The sequence below is a fragment of the Pseudoalteromonas rubra genome (assembly GCF_001482385.1).
Lineage (GTDB): Bacteria > Pseudomonadota > Gammaproteobacteria > Enterobacterales > Alteromonadaceae > Pseudoalteromonas > Pseudoalteromonas ardens.
The window spans coordinates 212,721-229,124 of the sequence record NZ_CP013612.1; the positions used below are offsets into that span (position 1 = coordinate 212,721).

The following is a 16,404-nucleotide window of genomic DNA, read 5'->3' on the forward strand; positions in this document are numbered from 1 at the left end:
GTTGTGCAACGCGCTTGACGACCAATATCTACCATCTATAGGTGTAATTCAGTTTCACGGCAGTTTCAGAAAATACGGCCTTTTTATCGTGCCAGCCATCTTCTAAGTCATAGCCTTTGTTAATACTCAACTGATACAACTCATCTGGCGCTGGTTCATAGCGTAGTCGGCTAAAGAGTGAGAAACTGTCCGACTGAGTATTATGCTGTAATAGTGAGTTCCAGGACCACTCGCTGTTAAAGGCAATATTCACTTTTAGCCGAGTATTGTACATGTTGCTTTTCTCGCCAGCGCGTTCGTAGTAGTACATATGACGACCAAGTTGCACATATAAGTGTTTATTCGGCCGGGCGTTCAGTGTCATGCTATAGCGTGTCAGGTCCGCATCAAAAAAGTCGCCTTTGACAATTCGGCCACTGGCAAAGACCGGCCGATCGCTGGCTGTTTCATAAAACACCGTCCACTGATTGTAATCATACTCACCCTGGGCAAACTGAATGTTGTCACGAAACTTGAACGGGTCTTTGAGCACTTTGTTGTACATGTCGTAGCTGATGTGAAAATAGTCATGAGATTTGGTTTGTATTATCAAAGGTTGCAAAAACAACTGCTGGCCTTTCTTTTCGCCATCAGTATTTTCCCAGCGTTTATAATAGGTTCTGAACTGATAAAGGTTGAGGTTGTTACCCAGCCAGCCTGTTTGTGGGCGCACCCGGTAGTGGCTGGTAAGGTGATAGTATTTCAGGTCTGTGCGATTCACAAATCCCAGTGCCGGGTTAAAGTCCTTACCGATATAGCGATACTTGGCGTCCAGATAAAATCGGTCATTCGGCATTTTGAACGCCAAACCATACGCTTTACTGTCACTGTCGGGCAGGTCATTTGGCAGGTCAATAGACTGGTAAAAGGCGTTGGCAATCAATTGCTCCTCACCAAATATGATATCTTCAAATCGATAATCCATCCCACTGAGTGTTTGACCGGCGCTGTCATCGGTAGTGCCATGGGTGATAATGGCACCTAGTTGATGGCGCTCGCCAATGTGTTGCTTGGCTCTGGCGACACTGAGTTGAGTGGTTTCAGCTATGTTTCCGTCGCGTTCCTGGTTGACGCTCAATACGCCCAGATCGGTATTGCCAATTCGGCCTGTGAGTTTCGTGCCCCAGTTAATATCCAGTACACCCGACTGTGGGCCCTGACCAATACGGCGAGAATAAAATGGCATGCCGTTAAAATCGTCATCGTCCATGCCACCAAAACGAAATATCTGACTGTCCTGTAAAAAGAAGTCGCGCTTTTCACTGTAGTACTGGCCAAACCGGGTCATGTTCATTTCTATTTCGTCGACATCTGTGCCGGAGAAGTCGGTATTGAGCGTCAACTGACCGGTCAGGCTGGGGGTAAACCGGTAAGTGGCATCCAGCGAAGGCTCAAAACTGCTCTCCTCCAGTGAGTCTTTGTATGCCAGGCCGGGTTTTACTTCAATGCCTTTGCCCTGATCTAATTCGCGCAGTCCGGAAATCGGCGCGGTTTGTGATGCATGCCAGCCTGATGAGTTGGGGTTATTAAGGTTCCAGTATGATTGCACGTAGGGACTGGAGAGTTTATGGCGCAATTGTAACCCCCAGTTTGGGGCATCTGGGTCGAAAGACAATGACTGCATGGGAATGGCAATTTCTACCGTCCAGCCATCGTCCTGCTGTTGGGTTTTGGCGTACCACAGTGTTTTCCATTCTGCGATGTATTCAGTGCCATTAACCAGGCCATCTTCTCGTACGCCCGAAGGGGTAACATGAAACAAATAGCCATCGGATTTATCATGGTTGGTGTCGAGGATCAGGCCAAAATAGTCTTCGTTCCAGACTCGCTCCCCCTGGGTAAGCACTCTGTCCGTGATCGTGTCAAAGGGCTGCGTAATTTTAGCGGCAACGTAAAAGAAGTGTTCATCATAAGCCACATATGCTGTGATCGGGTACCTTGGGGTGCCACCAACCGTGGGACGGAATTCAACAAAATCTGTGACTACTCGCGCATTTTGCCATTCTGTGGCAGTCAGTTCACCGTCTATATCAGGTGCCACACTGAGGCGTGGGATTGTGGTGTCGTTTTGCGTAAATTGCTGCCAGGGACTAATAGTCTGGGGCGATTGTTGTGCGTTACCGCAAGCTGCGTATAGAGAGCAAAGGGCTAAGCTTAGTGCGTTCAACTTGTTCATTGTTTTATCCGTTTCGTAAAAAGCTGGCTCCATTGTTGTTGAGGCGAAAACAAAAAGCGTGAGAAAGGCGCGAAATAAGGTGACAAAGTGAGGAAATTATGTGACAAATACCTGCCTAACGTTATGAATTAAATGGTTTTAAATTTTAAGTATGTAAAAAGGACAGCTTATGCACTATCCAGCTCCTCTTATCTCAGGAAGTACCATTGCGGTTACCGCATTTTCCAGCGGTGTTGCGACACCTTTGCACCCCCGACTTGACCTTGTTTTAGGTGATCTGGCACTGCGTGGTTTCAAGGTACTCGAAGGGCACTGCTTACGTGAAGATAAGTTACATGTGAGCGCGCCGGTGGAGAGACGTGTGGATGAGTTGATGCGGTTTTTACTGGACGACCAGGTGGATGCGATTATGGCACCCTGGGGCGGAGAGATTGCGATGGATCTCTTGCCTTTGCTGGACTGGCAGGCCCTGCAACAGGCTCGACCTAAATGGTTGATGGGGTTTTCAGATATCAGTACTGTGCTCAGCGCGTTTTCCAGCAAACTGGGTTGGGCAACTTGTCATTGCACTAACCTGATGCAGTTGTCTTTGGCACAAACCGATGCATTGACGGCAGATACTTTCACGCATCTGCAAACGTCAACGGGTGGGACATTTACACAGCGTAGCGCGCCTTTCTATGAATTAGGTTACAGCAACTATGCGCAAGACAGTGAGGCGGTTTTTAATCTGGCTGAGCCAAGCCGTTGGCAAGTACTGAATGATAAAGCGCATCATGCCGGGCCTGTGTCGTTTCAGGGGCGTCTGATCGGAGGATGCCTGGATACACATATGTTGATGTTTGGCTCAGAGTATTTTGATCCTCAGGCGCTGCTCGAGAGGCACCCTGATGACAAACTGATCTTTTACTTTGAAAACGCCGAACAGTCTCCTACAGCCTACTATCGGGCTTTGCAGAGCCTGAAGTTACGCGGTGCATTTGATCATGCTGCGGGTATCCTCATTGGTCGCAATGCGGTAACGGACAATGCTGGTAAGGCATTTGATGGGAATACTGCGGTGAAAATGGCCTTGGGAGACCTGTCTGTGCCTGTTATTACGGGTGTTGATGTCTCCCATATTGCGCCTAACATGGTGCTGATCAATGGGGCACTGGGAGAGGTGAGTCGTGATGATGAACATTGGACCCTGGTTCAGCATTTGCGTTAAACAGACAGTGTCAGTCCGGGGCGAGTGTGGCTCGTCCCGAAAATATGTTGCTGGTCGAAAATCCCTCTTTTTTCGGCAAAAGGTCCTTCATTTCATTCATATTTTAGTTTTATTGTGCCCACGCTGATTTATTGTTTCAGGAACAAAAGGGTATCATGATTAAACACGCGTTATCGGTTTTACTCCTCTTTATTACGCTTATGTCTACACTGGCCTTGGCCAAAGGGCAGGGAGCAGAGCAAAGTGTAGTGATGATTTCACTGGATGGATTCCGCTGGGATTACATTGAAAAACACAAAGCAAAGAACCTTGCGACGATTGCTGCACAAGGCGTCAGAGCCGAATATCTTGAGCCTGTGTATCCGACCAAGACCTTTCCCAATCACCTTTCTATTATTACAGGCTTGTTGCCATCTAACCACGGCATTGTCGGCAACCATTTTTGCGATAAAAACCGTAACCAGTGTTATAAAATGGGCTATGGTCAGGACGACAGCTCCTGGCTAAAGGGGATCCCGCTTTGGAACCTCGCTGAAATGCAGGGGCTTAAGGCTGCAACCTACTTCTGGCCTGAATCAGATGCTCGTATTAATGGCATGACGCCCAGCTATTTTTACCATTACTCACAGCACAGCGATTACCAGCAGCGTATTGATCAGATAGTGCAATGGCTCAAGTTGCCTACGCAGAAACGCCCGCGCTTTGTTGCAGGCTACTTCTCGCTGGTGGATACCATGGGACATGAATTTGGCCCGGATGCACAGCAAACCTATCAGGCTGTCCAGAAGGTTGATAAGTTGGTTGGCCAGCTTGCAAGGCGCATTCAGCGTGAGGTAGAGCAGGACGTTAACCTGATCATTGTGTCGGATCATGGTATGGCTCAGCTGGACCCGGACAAGAGTTTGCAATTGTCAGACTTGGGAGTGGATCTGAGTAACTTTATCGTTAAAAACAGTGGCACTCAGGTCTGGTTATATAAAAAGCCCAAAGCCCGTGTAAACCTGGATGCGATGCGTGCTCAGTTGCTGCGCAATGCCCGTGGTCGTTATGACATCATCAATGAAGAAACACTCAAAAGCCGCGGTGTAACAATCAATGAAACGACTGCGGATATTGTGGTTGAAACTCAGGCGCCGCGTTATTTTGCTTATGATGAAAAAGACCAACACTATGGTACTCATGGTTTTGCCATCACGCAGGATATGCATGCAACCTTTGTTGCCATGGGCCCTGCCTTTAAACAGGGTACACAGATTGGTCCGGTGAAAAACCTCGATATCTATCCTGTCGTGGCGCAGGTCCTGGGTCTTGAACTATTGTCTGACATAGACGGCACAGGTGCGTCTTTACTCCCCGCATTACGTCATTAATGGGTATAAATGGAGGTGTCTGCGGTGGCGATTTTTGCCCTGACGTCACCTCTGTGCTGAATTTTAACGCGGATGGTGGAGCCTGGCTCCTTTATTCCTGAGTTACTAACAAGATAACCACAAAATCTGTGGGTAAGTTAATCAATGTTAGCTAAATCAATGGGATAGTCGCCTTCGGTTAGTGTGTTCAAGCCGCTTCTTGGCGCCAGACTTATCTCTCCTGAAGAAGATACAGCGATCACCTGCTGTTCAGTCATCAAATCTATTACGGTTTGGAGGGTCATAGTGTCTGTTTTGACACCCTGAAGCCTGAGCGACGATATGGGCAAAGGGGCTGGATGGCAGCTTAACAGGTCAGCGAGGATTAAGCGGTACAAAAGCTTTTCTGCGCGAGTCATAGCGTATAGCCCCATCAATATCATAACAAAGCTATGTTAGTTCATACCGTCAGCTTCTACCATCTGTATTGTATAAAAAAGAGCCAGAATCTGGCTGGTGGTCTGATAATACATGACATAATTGGATAATGTCGTTGCACATAATGTTTGCGCGATGTGGCAGTAAGATGCGTAAACAATGACAGTTAAAAGTCGCTATCAGGCCAGCTCCGCGCTGAGTGTTGATTGAAACGCATGTACTGCACTTGGTTAAGTGCAACGGATACAAAAATGGCTACCCAAGGGCAGCCATTTTTTCATACTGATCATCAGCGTTTAGAGCGACAGATTATTTAAAATTTCATCGTCCACACCATTTGGCAGTGTTACTTTAAGCTTAGGTGTGCGAGCCATTTCGCGTTTAATGGCGAAGTTAGCTTCTTCGTTGCGGGCCCAGCTACGACGTGCAATACCATTGTTCACATCGAACAGGAGCATAGACTTCAGGCGTCGCTCAGCATCACTGCTGCCGTCCAGCACCATACCAAATCCACCGTTGATCACTTCACCCCAGCCAACGCCACCGCCGTTGTGGATAGAGACCCAGGTTGCACCACGGAAGCTGTCGCCAATGACATTATGAATGGCCATGTCCGCTGTGAAGCGGCTACCGTCATAAATGTTCGAAGTTTCGCGGAATGGTGAATCAGTGCCACTCACATCGTGGTGGTCACGACCTAACACAACCGGACCAATCTCGCCGCGCTCGATGGCATCGTTAAAGGCCTTGGCGATTTCCATACGCCCTTGTGCGTCGGCGTACAGAATACGGGCCTGTGAGCCAACAACCAGTTTGTTCTGCTTGGCATCTTTGATCCAGGTGATGTTGTCCTGCATCTGCTGCTGGATCTCTTCTGGAGATTCCGCCATGATCTTGTTCAGCACCTCTGCCGCGATGGCATCGGTTTTGTCCAGATCAGCCGGATTGCCTGAGGCACACACCCAACGGAATGGGCCAAAGCCGTAGTCAAAGCACATCGGGCCCAGAATATCCTGCACGTATGATGGATATTTGAAGTCGATGCCGTTTTCGGCCATCACGTCGCCACCGGCACGAGATGATTCCAGCAAGAAGGCATTGCCGTAATCGAAGAAATACGTACCACGGGCAGTGTGCTTGTTCACCGCATCAGCGTGACGCTTAAGCGTTGCCTGTACTTTTTCTTTGAACACTTCAGGCTCTTCGCGGATCAGTCGGTTTGACTCTTCAAAGCTGATATCGACCGGGTAGTAGCCGCCTGACCAGGGGTTATGCAGCGACGTTTGGTCTGATCCCAGGTGAATGAAAATATCCTGCTCATAGAAGGTTTCCCAGACATCGACAATGTTGCCGATGTAGGCAATTGATACCACTTCTTCGTTCGCCTGTGCTGTTTTAACACGGGCAACCAGTTCATCCATGTTGTCGATGAGTTCATCTACCCAGCCTTGCTGGTGACGTTTGGTGGCAGCAGCGGGGTTAACCTCGGCGCAAACGGTAATACAGTTCGCAATGTTACCCGCTTTTGGTTGGGCGCCACTCATGCCGCCCAGACCAGCTGTCAGGAAGATCTTACCTTTCGGGCTGTCGCCTTTTTCGAGGACTTTACGGAACGCGTTCATTACTGTGATGGTGGTGCCATGAACAATACCCTGTGGGCCAATGTACATGAATGAACCTGCCGTCATCTGGCCGTACTGAGTGACACCCAGTGCATTGAACTTTTCCCAGTCATCAGGCTTTGAATAGTTCGGGATCATCATACCATTGGTAACGACCACGCGTGGTGCGTCTTCGCTTGACGGGAACAAGCCCATAGGGTGACCAGAGTAAATGTGCAGTGTCTGGTCGCTTTCCATCTCGCTCAGGTATTTCATGGCCAGCAGGTATTGAGCCCAGTTTTGGAATACCGCGCCGTTACCACCGTAAGTGATCAGCTCTTCCGGGTGCTGAGCAACTGCCGGGTCCAGGTTGTTGTCGATCATCAGCATGATAGCCGCGGCTTGCTGACACTTCGCCGGATAATCGCTGACCGAGCGCGCTTTAAGGTCATAGTTAGGCTTAAAGCGGTACATGTAGATACGGCCAAAACTTTTTAGCTCTTCGGCAAATTCAGCCGCCAGCTCCTGATGCCATTCTTTCGGGAAATAGCGTAGCGCGTTACGCAGCGCCAGTTGTTTTTCGTCGGCTGATAAAATGTCTTTACGCTTCGGGGCGCGGTTGGCGTCAGCCGGGTAAGGCTTAGGCGCAGGCAACTCGCTGGGGATCCCTTGCTTGATTTGGTCCTGAAAACTCAGTGTGGTGGTCATTGTTATTTTCCCCTTAGTTAACCGTAAATGCTTGTGACTTAACCAATGTTACCATGTGATCAATGTCTGGCTTAAGCAGTCTGTCTTCTTCAAGTTTGGCGACTTTGCTGCGGATCAGCGCAAAGTTTTCTTCGATCAGGTCTGAGCAGGTATTAGGTCGTCTGAACTCAATGGCCTGGGCTGCATACATCAGCTCAATGGCAAAGATTTTATCCAGGTTACCCAGGATCTGGTTCAGTTTACGACCTGAAATACTACCCATAGATACGTGGTCTTCCTGGCCCATAGAGGTTGGTACACTGTCTGCCGATGGTGGGAAACACAGTGATTTGTTCTCGGTAACCAGGGCTGCGGTGGTGTACTGCGGGATCATCATGCCCGAGTTGAGGCCGCCAGAGGTCGTTAATAAGCGTGGCAGGCCATGCAAACCTTCAAGTAGCAAATAACAACGACGATCTGAAATATTGCCCAGTTCCGCAGCGGCGATTGACGCGTAATCCAGTACCATGGCCAGAGGCTGACCGTGGAAACTACCACCTGAGATAGCTTCTTCGCTGCTGATCACAATGGGGTTGTCAGTGACTGAGTTCATTTCAATTTCAGCCAGCTCTTTCAGGTGGTTGTAGGCGTTACGAGATGCACCATGTACTTGTGGAATACAGCGTAGTGAGTACGGGTCCTGTACGCGGTCACATTCTTCGTGGTCCGCCATATTCTGAGAATCCTTAAAGAAGCGGCGCATGCGCTTGGCCACTTCCAGGTTACCAGCGAAAGCTCGGATCTGGTGCAGCTCTTCACGGAATGGCGACTGACTGCCCTGCATGCCTTCAATACTCATTGCACCGGCCAGATCTGCCAGGTCCAGCAAATAGCGCATTTTCGTAAGCGCTGTGATGGCATGTGACAGAATAAACTGAGTACCATTGATCAGGGCCAGACCTTCTTTTGCATGCAGCTCCATTGGTTCAAGGCCGTGTTCTTTCAGCGCTTCGGCTGCGGGTACGATTTTGTCTCTCTGCCAGAATTCACCTTCGCCCAGTAAAGGCAGGAATAAGTGAGACAGAGGCGCAAGGTCGCCTGATGCGCCTACGGAGCCTTGCTCTGGTACGACTGGGATTAGGTCCAGCTCAATGAACTTTAGCATCCGCTCGACGGTTTCCAGGCGGATACCTGAGAAACCCTGGCTCAGTGCATGGACTTTGGTGATCAGCATGAGTTTAGAGATCGGCTTAGCAATTGGTTCGCCAACCCCAACGGCATGGGTGATAAGCAGGTTTTTTTGCAGCAGATTGGTTTCTTCTGGTGAGATTTGCGTGTCGCACAGCGGGCCAAAGCCTGTGTTAATACCGTACACAGCCTCGTCGGATGCGGCCATCACGTCAACATTGCTACGGCTGGTGTTGATTTTATCCAGCGCTTCCTGACACAGCTCGGCTTTAATGCTGCCATCGGCAATGCCGTTGACTGTGTCCAGGTCCAGACGATCGATACCATATCTAAACGTCATTTTATTCTCCTAAATATCATCTTGTTACATGCAGATGTTGTTTTTATCCCGCAATCCTAACTTGCTGTGGTAGTTTTATAAATGCATAATTATCGTAATTCATTCCGGTATTATCGAACTAAAAGTATCGAACTCAATGAGGTGAGTATTTAATGCAGGTACAAGACGTTGATTTAAGGCTGCTGCGGATCTTTGTCGCCATTGTGGAGTGTGGTGGCCTGTCGGCCGCTGAGTCGCGCCTGAATATAGGCCGTTCAACCATTAGTTCGCATCTATCGGACCTGGAAGTTCGTCTGGGTCTGAAACTATGCAAACGCGGGCGCAGTGGTTTTGAGTTGACCGAGCCGGGCAGGGTGACCTATCAGGCATCTTTAGAGCTGTTACAGCAATGCGAAGCGTTTGCCAGCACAGTGGCCAGTTCTAAAAACGAGCTTTCAGGACGGGTAACCATTGCCACCATAGATACTATGGTCAGCGATCCCCGTTGCGGCGTGGCACGGGCCATTTCGGCACTCAAGGCGCGTGGGGGTAATATCCAGTTTGATATCCATGTATGTGAAGCCCGTGAAGTTGAAACTTCTGTGGTGAACGGGCGCTCTCTGGTGGGGCTGGGTGTGAGCCGCCATCAGCTGCGTGGCCTGGATTATTACCCGCTGCATAATGAGTACAACTATTTATACTGTGCGCAGGGGCATCCCTTGTTTGATTTGATAGAAAGTGATTTGGTGGAAGGTAATGTGGCCAAAAGCGACAGTGAAAAATTAGAGGCATTACTTGCCGAAGCTGAAGTGATCACCAGTAACTACCTGCGCGATAAAGAGGTGCGTAATGATGGCCTCAACTATCAAAACAGCGCCATTGCCTATCATGACGAAGGCATTGCCCATTTAATTCTCTCCGGCGAGTTTATCGGTTACCTGCCCGAGCACTACGCCAGCTACTGGGTTGATAAAGGTATATTCAGAGCCATACAGCCAGAAAAATACGCCTATCAGATCCCAGTGATGCTGATCACGTCAAAAAGCAATACGGCATCGCCCTTAGCCGAGGCTTTAATTGAAGAGATAAAGCGGGTGCATGCAAATTAGCATGCTTGCACAAAAAATAATGCCAGTCAGTTTTGTTGACTGGCATTTGGTGGTTGAATGTCTAAATCTGGTTTAAGATGCGCGGGATGCCTGAGTACCACCCTCTCTTGCGGACAGGATCATCATGGTCAGCAGTGCGCCACAACATAGTGCCCAGGCTATATAAATTAGTCCCTCAAAATTATCATAGATAAAGGTCCAGGATTTCATTTCAAAGTAAGACCAGGCGATATTTTCTAATAGCGCAAGCAAATAAATGAACGAAGTGTACATATAGAGCCAGTGGAAAACACCATCGAAGTGAGTGAGCTGTATGTTAGGTGAATTGGATAATTTCCTGGAAAGTTGCACTCTGAAAATCAATACTATTACGATTGCTAAACTAATTAATAACTGAATCCCATAGATCATTGTTCCTTGTAATAGTTTGTTTTCTGCAGGTGTCATGTAGTCAATTAGTCCGGTTTCAAATATGACAGGTGAAAGCGCCGTCAAAATAAAGATAAAACTGGATATATGAGTCATATTTATATCTTTTTTATAGTGACCATATACAATTCCTGCACCTAAAAGAATCAAGTACAGCGGTGTTACAATTGTGGGATTCCACAATTGAATATAGAAAATTGCCATTGCAGCTATGCTAATTAAAATTAGGTTTGAGAGTTTCATTTACTATCCTTGAGAACTTTCTACCGGAATAATGGGATCTGAGTCGATGTGTATTCGAGCAACTCTAGGAGGTTTGTATGCTCCGCTTCCACCATATATACAATTACACATTTTTAGAGTCAGCTCTTGGCTAGCAGTAGAGTTTTTAGGAAAGGTTGGGGCAGATAACTCTCTCGCTACTCTTGGTGGTTTGTAGCCTGTAGTGCCTCCGGATATATAAGTGCAAATATCAGTCTCTATTCTGTTTGAATTTAGGCTTATTTTTGAATGGTCAGGCTTGGAGTTATTAGATGAAAAACTAGCAATTTTTTCTCTGGGTGGCTTATATCCTGTACTGCCAGATATTGAGCTGCATGTGCGCTTAGAAAGCTCATGTATATTTTCTGTTTTAAGCGAAGACACCTGATATATACCTGCTGTCATAGAGCGAGGTGGTTTCTTCGCTGTAGTTCCACCCATTACTCCCATACTTAAATCTTCAGAAAGAACTTGCACGGCATTAACCTCACAAGCTCCAGGCCTGACCGGCTTATAAGGCCCTTTAGCACTTGGTTTATCAGACCGGTAGAGTCCGCAACCCGCCACAAACTTCTTTTGCCCACCAAGTAAACTCTTATCATTACTCAGGTCTCGACTCATTTTACGGTCAGTAAGTTTTACCAGAGAAGCCAATTTAGTTAGAAGTGTGAGTGGGCGTATCTTTTTCATTTTTCGTCATCCTGTAACTTTGACGCATCATGGCGGTTTAAACTGCCACTAATTTGTCTGATTTCATTGAGTAAAGATCGCGTATCTATTTTGCATAGCATCAGCCAGCGAAAAAGCTGCCTGGATTTTATGTCACTGACACCCTGCTCATAGTTACTGATTGTTTTACGGTCGCACTCTAACTTTTTGGCCATCAGCTCCTGGGATATGCCGGCGTTTTTCCTCATTGCCTTTAAATCATCGCCATCAATCACGTCCTTTTTTCCTTTTTTATTGTAATGCGGAGACTTTTCCACATTCGAACGAACATAATCTTAACAAGAAAGTCGCAATGTTAATACAAAAAGGGAACATGTCAAACTGACGCAAGTTAGAGATATCAAGTTATCTCGTTGCAATAGCAACACTAACAGCCGTGCGGGACTGTGAGTTACACGATATTTCTTAACGTTAAAAAGGTCAACAGGGCGTTTACATTAGTTGCGATTTTTCTGACAGTTGAAACCAGGGATATACCTGAAACGGTATTTTTCAGGTGTACTCTTTTAATAAATCAGGTCAGCATTTGGGCAAGCTGACACACAAACGTGTAAAAGGATTAGGCGATGAAAAATGATGCGTTTGCCAGGAAACAGCGGATTGATAAACTGATGAGGCGATTGCAACGCAACCTGCGGCAATTAAGGTATAAAAATAAGCTCTCTCAGGCGCAGCTGGCTGCCAAGCTGAATGTTGATCAATCCACCATCAGCAATTTTGAATCGGGCCGCTCAGTGATGACCATAGAGCTGGTATATGAGTTATACATACTGTTTGGCGATGACTTTTCCTGCCCAGATATGCTGTTTGCACAAGCCAAACCCGCTGAAACAACTGAGACGGAGCGGCTTCAGGATTAGAGGCGATACCACAGCGCATCTTTAAACGAGTCAACTTAGCCCTGTATTTATATGCGTTATATGAGGTGCACTAAGTTGTGTGCTGTGCGAGCTCAACTAGAGAGCACGATATTACCCAGCTCTCGCACTTTGCCTTGCCTCTGGCCTTGTGTTTTTAGTGTGTGCTCGCCAAAGCTGATCAAGCTTAGCCGGAAGTGCGAGCAACGCCACAAAGCAGGCACATATCAACAGATCCCAGTACCAATGTGCAGTGGTGTATTCATGGCTCCACGGCAGCAGAAAGTAAATCACTACGCAGTGAAAGGAAAAAACGGGCAGGGCATGCTGGCCGATAAATACCGGATATCTGAGCGTAAAGAACCACCGAAAACGACGCATCAAATGCATTACCAGATACACGCTCAATAGCAGGTTAAACTGATAGAGCAAAGAGGCGCTGCCGTGGCCAGCATAATAGGGCCGCATTAATTGTGGATAGCCATGCTTGAGCAGTAAAAAGAAGCCTATACCGCTCAATAGCAACACCCGTACCGCAGGTGTAAATGTAAAGGTATGGCTTTTATCAAACTTCAGATAACTCAGCACAACCCCCATAAAAAAGTATATCTGCCAGGCGAATGGGTCAAAGTGACTTACGTTTAACTTGATGTCATTAAACACCAGACTAAATGGGCTTGTTAAAAATTCTGCGGTGACAAACTGGGCCAGCAACCAGACTAAAAACGAAACTTTCACGACATACATCAGTTTACCTTGTTTGAGGGCCACAATAGCCAAAGGTAGAAATACCATAGGCACTAAATAGAGGATCAGGATATCGTGAAAGCCCGGGTGCTCGAGTAGTAAGATGGCCGACAAGGCGCTATGTAATGGATTGCTAAACCAGTTAGCAGCATTGAAAAACCCCGACCAGTGCGTGATATATAAAGGAAGTGAAAGGACCAGCGAAAAGCAAACCAGGATGGCACTCAAATGAAATCCATAAATCACCAGACAACGCCGCCACACTTTACGCCGCAACTCGGTGCGATTGTTTTCCAGCCGACCATATACCAGATAAGCAACAAACCCGGATAAAAACACAAACCCCTCGGCCGCTGAGACAAATCCCAGCGGCGTGCGGGTAAATTGCGTGACAAAACTGCCAAACAAGTGGTTGCAGGCAATAACGATAAGCAGCCAGCCTCTGAGGCCATCATAGCTTAAATCTCGGCTCATGTTCTCTCCTTAAACCTCAACGGCACAATGGGTAAATGGGGAGCTGATATTGCCGATTTACAGATTTAGGTACCATTGACCAGTGATATATTTATTATTAGGTACAAAACTTATCGTATAGGCTAGGGAAGCACAATTGAGATTCTTTAATTTGACTCACTGTGTAGCTGGTATTCGGGTGAGTACAGGCACCTGATAGCTTGGCAAATGCCCCGGTCTGACTTGAATATACTGGCGTTTACCATAGGTTTGAGCGGCTTGTGCGTGGTTACATATCCCAGAACGACCGGCGCGATACCAATAATTTGATGGTGTAACAGGAAAAAGTGCTCAAACCTGAATGCGGTTCACGCGCAGGTTGACAGTGAGATTGCCGGAGTAAAAACTCAAATGTGTGAAACAGGCTGGATACTAACTTGCGCTAGCATCCAGCTTTTGATTTCACTTTTGGCCCATCACCAGTTAACACTGGAAGTTGTCAGGCCAATCAGATTACGCGTTATACCAATTTGCTTAATTAAGTGATCTATTTTGAGGCGAGAAAATAGGGTCGATAACAAGGCGAAAATTTTGCTATTTAGTTGTTCTAAATGAGAAATTTTTAACACTGTTAGCGTCCTATTTGCTCCTTCAAATAGACCAGGTATTAAGTGAAATTGGTATTATATCATCGCTATAGTTGAAACCAGCGCTGCAATATTCAAACAACGCTCAGGGCGTATCAGGTTTGTATGTGTTTGCTCCAGTTCATCAAGCTGATGGCAGCTGGCAACATCATTGCCCTGTAAGTTGATTGTTGAGTCGGAAGATAACTGATACAAGGCGTCAAGGTTAACGATCCGGTTATCACTCAAATCAATAAACGGTGATTCAACGACTGGCCATCCTACCGGAGTTGGTCTGACGATGGTTGAGTGTAAACCTGTGATGCCCTCGAGGCCATCAATAGAGCCAATATCAGATGCCGCACAACTGATACTCGTAATGCGATTGATATCGTACAAACTACTACCAGGCGTGTAGGGGTAAGTCTGTGAGATACACGCGCGTAAATTTGAATCACTGTAATTCAGCGTGTGTACGTCTGGTGTCGCGTGAGCGGCGAAATTAGTACGAAAATCTCTTATCGTTCTGGCTGCATTCCCCAGCAGCGCATTACCACAAGGGCTGGCGGAGCCATTTTCGCCGCAGGCAACATCGACTACGTCCGGGTTGGAAAAAATACCCACAAAGGTTGTCGCGTTGCGTCGACTCCAGTATTGCAAGTAGTTCCCGACCATGATGGTACCATATTCACCATCATCACGTACTTCGTCTTCGGAAGAGTCTCCAACAGAAGCCAGGGAGACAATTCGTCCCCATCCTTTAGAGTATGAATGGTAACTCGAATTATGACTTGTGCTGCCCAGTGCTTCGGCAACCTGAATACCGTGAGATAAGCCGAAAACATGGCCAAGTTCGTGGGCAAATGTATCTGTGCTACAGTCGTAGTCAACGATGACGGTAGAATCCATAAAGTCCACCGCATTAATTTCATTCATATTTGTGCTGACTGTATTGGCGATTCCGCAGTAAGCTTGTCTGTCGTCACCTGTCAGGCCATTGTCTAATCTCGGGACTACGGCAATGGTATAATCGGCACCAATCTCATCGGCTCTGTTTTCAAGGTTATTAAAACCATTGATTTCACGTCTCATATTGTTAAATATGACGCTTTCATCTGAGTCAGCAGCCATATCGCTCATGACTGTCTCAGCTGAGTATAACCTCATGGCAATGTTTGAGTCGGAGAGCATTGTATTGGTCTCAAGAATCCATCGTTCCAGTTCGTCCCGAATGGTTTCTTCTGAGCGCCAGCTGGTGATCAGCGCGTCATCTACGACAAAGCGGACACCCACCTCTACATTTGCCAAAACGCTTGTGGAGGCTAAGCAGAGTCCTGAAATAACTGAGTTTATTATACTTTTTTTCATCATTTTCTAATCTTTTCCTTATGGTTTTCAAGTCCGTATAGTTCTATATATTCCTTGTGAGACATCATCAGTATTTGATTATCGACTGACTGAATATGGTATCGAGTGCCATCAATTGTAATTTTGCCCCGGATACCCGTATTACTGTAAGTAAGCATCATATTGGTCAAGTTACTGCCATTGTTGAGCTTAAATGATAAATGTTGATTACCACTGCGGGCATGGTTTGCCGCTTTTAGAGTGGCTTCAATCTGCGTGTTTAACAGAGTCAGCTTTGCCTTTTCACCCACTTGTAAAGTGGTTAACGGCATTAAATCCCCAGAGTATCTTAACGCATGCGCACTGAAGGCTGGATCGATATTAGGCAGCGGGGTAATCGCATTTGAAGCAACGGTATTGATTTGCAAAGAGGGAGCTGATGCGCTGTCAAATTCATCATTAGCTGCATCGCTGTGCGCTGTTTCTGGCACATGATTAGATGACGCAGCGCTCTGTTCACTGACATCTTTGTCAGAGGCAACTGGCAAAGAAGCTGACTCGTTATTATGTAATTGGTTTGATGACATTTTGTCGGCTTGCAAAGCCGCTTGCCCAATAACAGCAGACTCATCAACAGCAGGCTTATTGGTAGCATACTTTGACAGTGCAACCATGGCGAGCACCAATACTGCAAAAGCAGATAAAACAGTTTTTTTCACAATCCTTTTGTCCAACTCTGGTAAGTAAATGCTAATTTTAGTAAGGCGTAATTATCGGGATCTTAATGGTAACACTGTAGACCGATTTTTGGAACGGCCTTTGATTTAACGTATATAAAT

At 46.9% G+C, this 16,404-nt stretch carries 14 protein-coding genes; 4 read left to right on the top strand and 10 right to left on the bottom strand.

All coding sequences use genetic code 11. The features are described from left to right. Positions 1-28 precede the first annotated feature (28 nt). Positions 29-2,215 carry a carbohydrate binding family 9 domain-containing protein gene (locus AT705_RS20305; RefSeq protein WP_058798905.1) on the bottom strand — a complete coding sequence of 729 codons (2,187 nt, stop codon included), beginning with the start codon at positions 2,213-2,215 and terminating at the stop codon, positions 29-31. A 169-nt stretch (positions 2,216-2,384) separates the two neighbouring features. Between AT705_RS20305 and AT705_RS20310 the strand changes: the two genes are divergently transcribed. Both AT705_RS20310 and AT705_RS20315 read left to right on the top strand, forming a co-directional pair. Further along, complete coding sequence (locus tag AT705_RS20310) at positions 2,385-3,425, top strand: S66 family peptidase (protein ID WP_058798199.1); 1,041 nt, start codon at positions 2,385-2,387, stop codon at positions 3,423-3,425. A 155-nt stretch (positions 3,426-3,580) separates the two neighbouring features. After that, on the top strand, positions 3,581-4,795 hold the full coding sequence (locus AT705_RS20315) for an alkaline phosphatase family protein (RefSeq protein ID WP_058798200.1): 1,215 nt from the start codon (positions 3,581-3,583) through the stop codon (positions 4,793-4,795). Between the two features lie 137 nt (positions 4,796-4,932). Here AT705_RS20315 and AT705_RS25380 read toward each other — a convergent pair whose 3' ends face one another. From AT705_RS25380 to hutH, 3 genes are all read right to left on the bottom strand, one after another. Next, the gene (locus tag AT705_RS25380; protein WP_157576934.1) at positions 4,933-5,079 is read right to left on the bottom strand and encodes a hypothetical protein; all 147 of its coding nucleotides are present in this window, start codon (positions 5,077-5,079) and stop codon (positions 4,933-4,935) included. A gap of 429 nt (positions 5,080-5,508) precedes the next feature. Further along, a complete protein-coding gene (locus AT705_RS20325) occupies positions 5,509-7,521 on the bottom strand; it encodes a urocanate hydratase (RefSeq protein WP_058798202.1) in 2,013 nt (670 codons plus the stop codon). A gap of 13 nt (positions 7,522-7,534) precedes the next feature. Continuing rightward, positions 7,535-9,028 carry a histidine ammonia-lyase gene (hutH, locus tag AT705_RS20330; RefSeq protein WP_058798203.1) on the bottom strand — a complete coding sequence of 498 codons (1,494 nt, stop codon included), beginning with the start codon at positions 9,026-9,028 and terminating at the stop codon, positions 7,535-7,537. Positions 9,029-9,180: 152 nt separating this feature from the next. Between hutH and AT705_RS20335 the strand changes: the two genes are divergently transcribed. Next, positions 9,181-10,116, top strand: a complete 936-nt coding sequence (locus tag AT705_RS20335) for a LysR family transcriptional regulator (RefSeq protein ID WP_058798204.1) — start codon at positions 9,181-9,183, stop codon at positions 10,114-10,116. Positions 10,117-10,188: 72 nt separating this feature from the next. Here AT705_RS20335 and AT705_RS20340 read toward each other — a convergent pair whose 3' ends face one another. Genes AT705_RS20340 through AT705_RS20350 form a run of 3 tightly spaced genes read right to left on the bottom strand, consistent with a single transcriptional unit; the run spans position 10,189 to position 11,792 of the window. After that, positions 10,189-10,788, bottom strand: coding sequence for a hypothetical protein (locus tag AT705_RS20340; RefSeq protein ID WP_058798205.1), 600 nt, complete (start codon positions 10,786-10,788; stop codon positions 10,189-10,191). Positions 10,789-10,791: 3 nt separating this feature from the next. After that, entirely contained in the window at positions 10,792-11,496 is a 705-nt protein-coding gene (locus AT705_RS25385; RefSeq protein WP_157576936.1) for a hypothetical protein, read from the bottom strand. After that, positions 11,493-11,792, bottom strand: a complete 300-nt coding sequence (locus tag AT705_RS20350; protein ID WP_335339077.1) for a helix-turn-helix domain-containing protein — start codon at positions 11,790-11,792, stop codon at positions 11,493-11,495. Before AT705_RS20350 ends, AT705_RS25385 begins: the two co-directional genes overlap by 4 nt. Before the next feature lie 309 nt (positions 11,793-12,101). On the opposite strand from AT705_RS20350, the gene AT705_RS20355 reads away from it, so the two are divergent. Further along, complete coding sequence (locus AT705_RS20355; protein WP_058798207.1) at positions 12,102-12,395, top strand: helix-turn-helix transcriptional regulator; 294 nt, start codon at positions 12,102-12,104, stop codon at positions 12,393-12,395. A gap of 111 nt (positions 12,396-12,506) precedes the next feature. Here the strand turns inward: AT705_RS20355 and opgC are convergent, their stop codons facing one another. The 3 genes from opgC to AT705_RS20370 form a co-directional block, all read right to left on the bottom strand. Then, the gene (opgC, locus tag AT705_RS20360) at positions 12,507-13,613 is read right to left on the bottom strand and encodes an OpgC domain-containing protein (RefSeq protein WP_058798208.1); all 1,107 of its coding nucleotides are present in this window, start codon (positions 13,611-13,613) and stop codon (positions 12,507-12,509) included. Between the two features lie 662 nt (positions 13,614-14,275). Beyond that, positions 14,276-15,526 (bottom strand): M12 family metallo-peptidase, encoded by a 1,251-nt coding sequence (locus AT705_RS25785; protein ID WP_237113867.1) that lies wholly within the window; start codon positions 15,524-15,526, stop codon positions 14,276-14,278. 59 nt (positions 15,527-15,585) lie between these two features. After that, on the bottom strand, positions 15,586-16,284 hold the full coding sequence (locus tag AT705_RS20370; protein WP_058798210.1) for a hypothetical protein: 699 nt from the start codon (positions 16,282-16,284) through the stop codon (positions 15,586-15,588). Positions 16,285-16,404: the final 120 nt, after the last annotated feature.

Coding starts and splice junctions, on each gene's coding strand:
- AT705_RS25380 (WP_157576934.1), bottom strand. CDS start 5,079: ATGACCCTCCAAACCGTAATAGATTTGATGACTGAACAGCAGGTGATC.
- AT705_RS20355 (WP_058798207.1), top strand. CDS start 12,102: ATGAAAAATGATGCGTTTGCCAGGAAACAGCGGATTGATAAACTGATG.
- hutH (WP_058798203.1), bottom strand. CDS start 9,028: ATGACGTTTAGATATGGTATCGATCGTCTGGACCTGGACACAGTCAAC.
- AT705_RS20310 (WP_058798199.1), top strand. CDS start 2,385: ATGCACTATCCAGCTCCTCTTATCTCAGGAAGTACCATTGCGGTTACC.
- AT705_RS20315 (WP_058798200.1), top strand. CDS start 3,581: ATGATTAAACACGCGTTATCGGTTTTACTCCTCTTTATTACGCTTATG.
- opgC (WP_058798208.1), bottom strand. CDS start 13,613: ATGAGCCGAGATTTAAGCTATGATGGCCTCAGAGGCTGGCTGCTTATC.
- AT705_RS20340 (WP_058798205.1), bottom strand. CDS start 10,788: ATGAAACTCTCAAACCTAATTTTAATTAGCATAGCTGCAATGGCAATT.
- AT705_RS20305 (WP_058798905.1), bottom strand. CDS start 2,215: ATGAACAAGTTGAACGCACTAAGCTTAGCCCTTTGCTCTCTATACGCA.
- AT705_RS20325 (WP_058798202.1), bottom strand. CDS start 7,521: ATGACCACCACACTGAGTTTTCAGGACCAAATCAAGCAAGGGATCCCC.
- AT705_RS25385 (WP_157576936.1), bottom strand. CDS start 11,496: ATGAAAAAGATACGCCCACTCACACTTCTAACTAAATTGGCTTCTCTG.
- AT705_RS20335 (WP_058798204.1), top strand. CDS start 9,181: ATGCAGGTACAAGACGTTGATTTAAGGCTGCTGCGGATCTTTGTCGCC.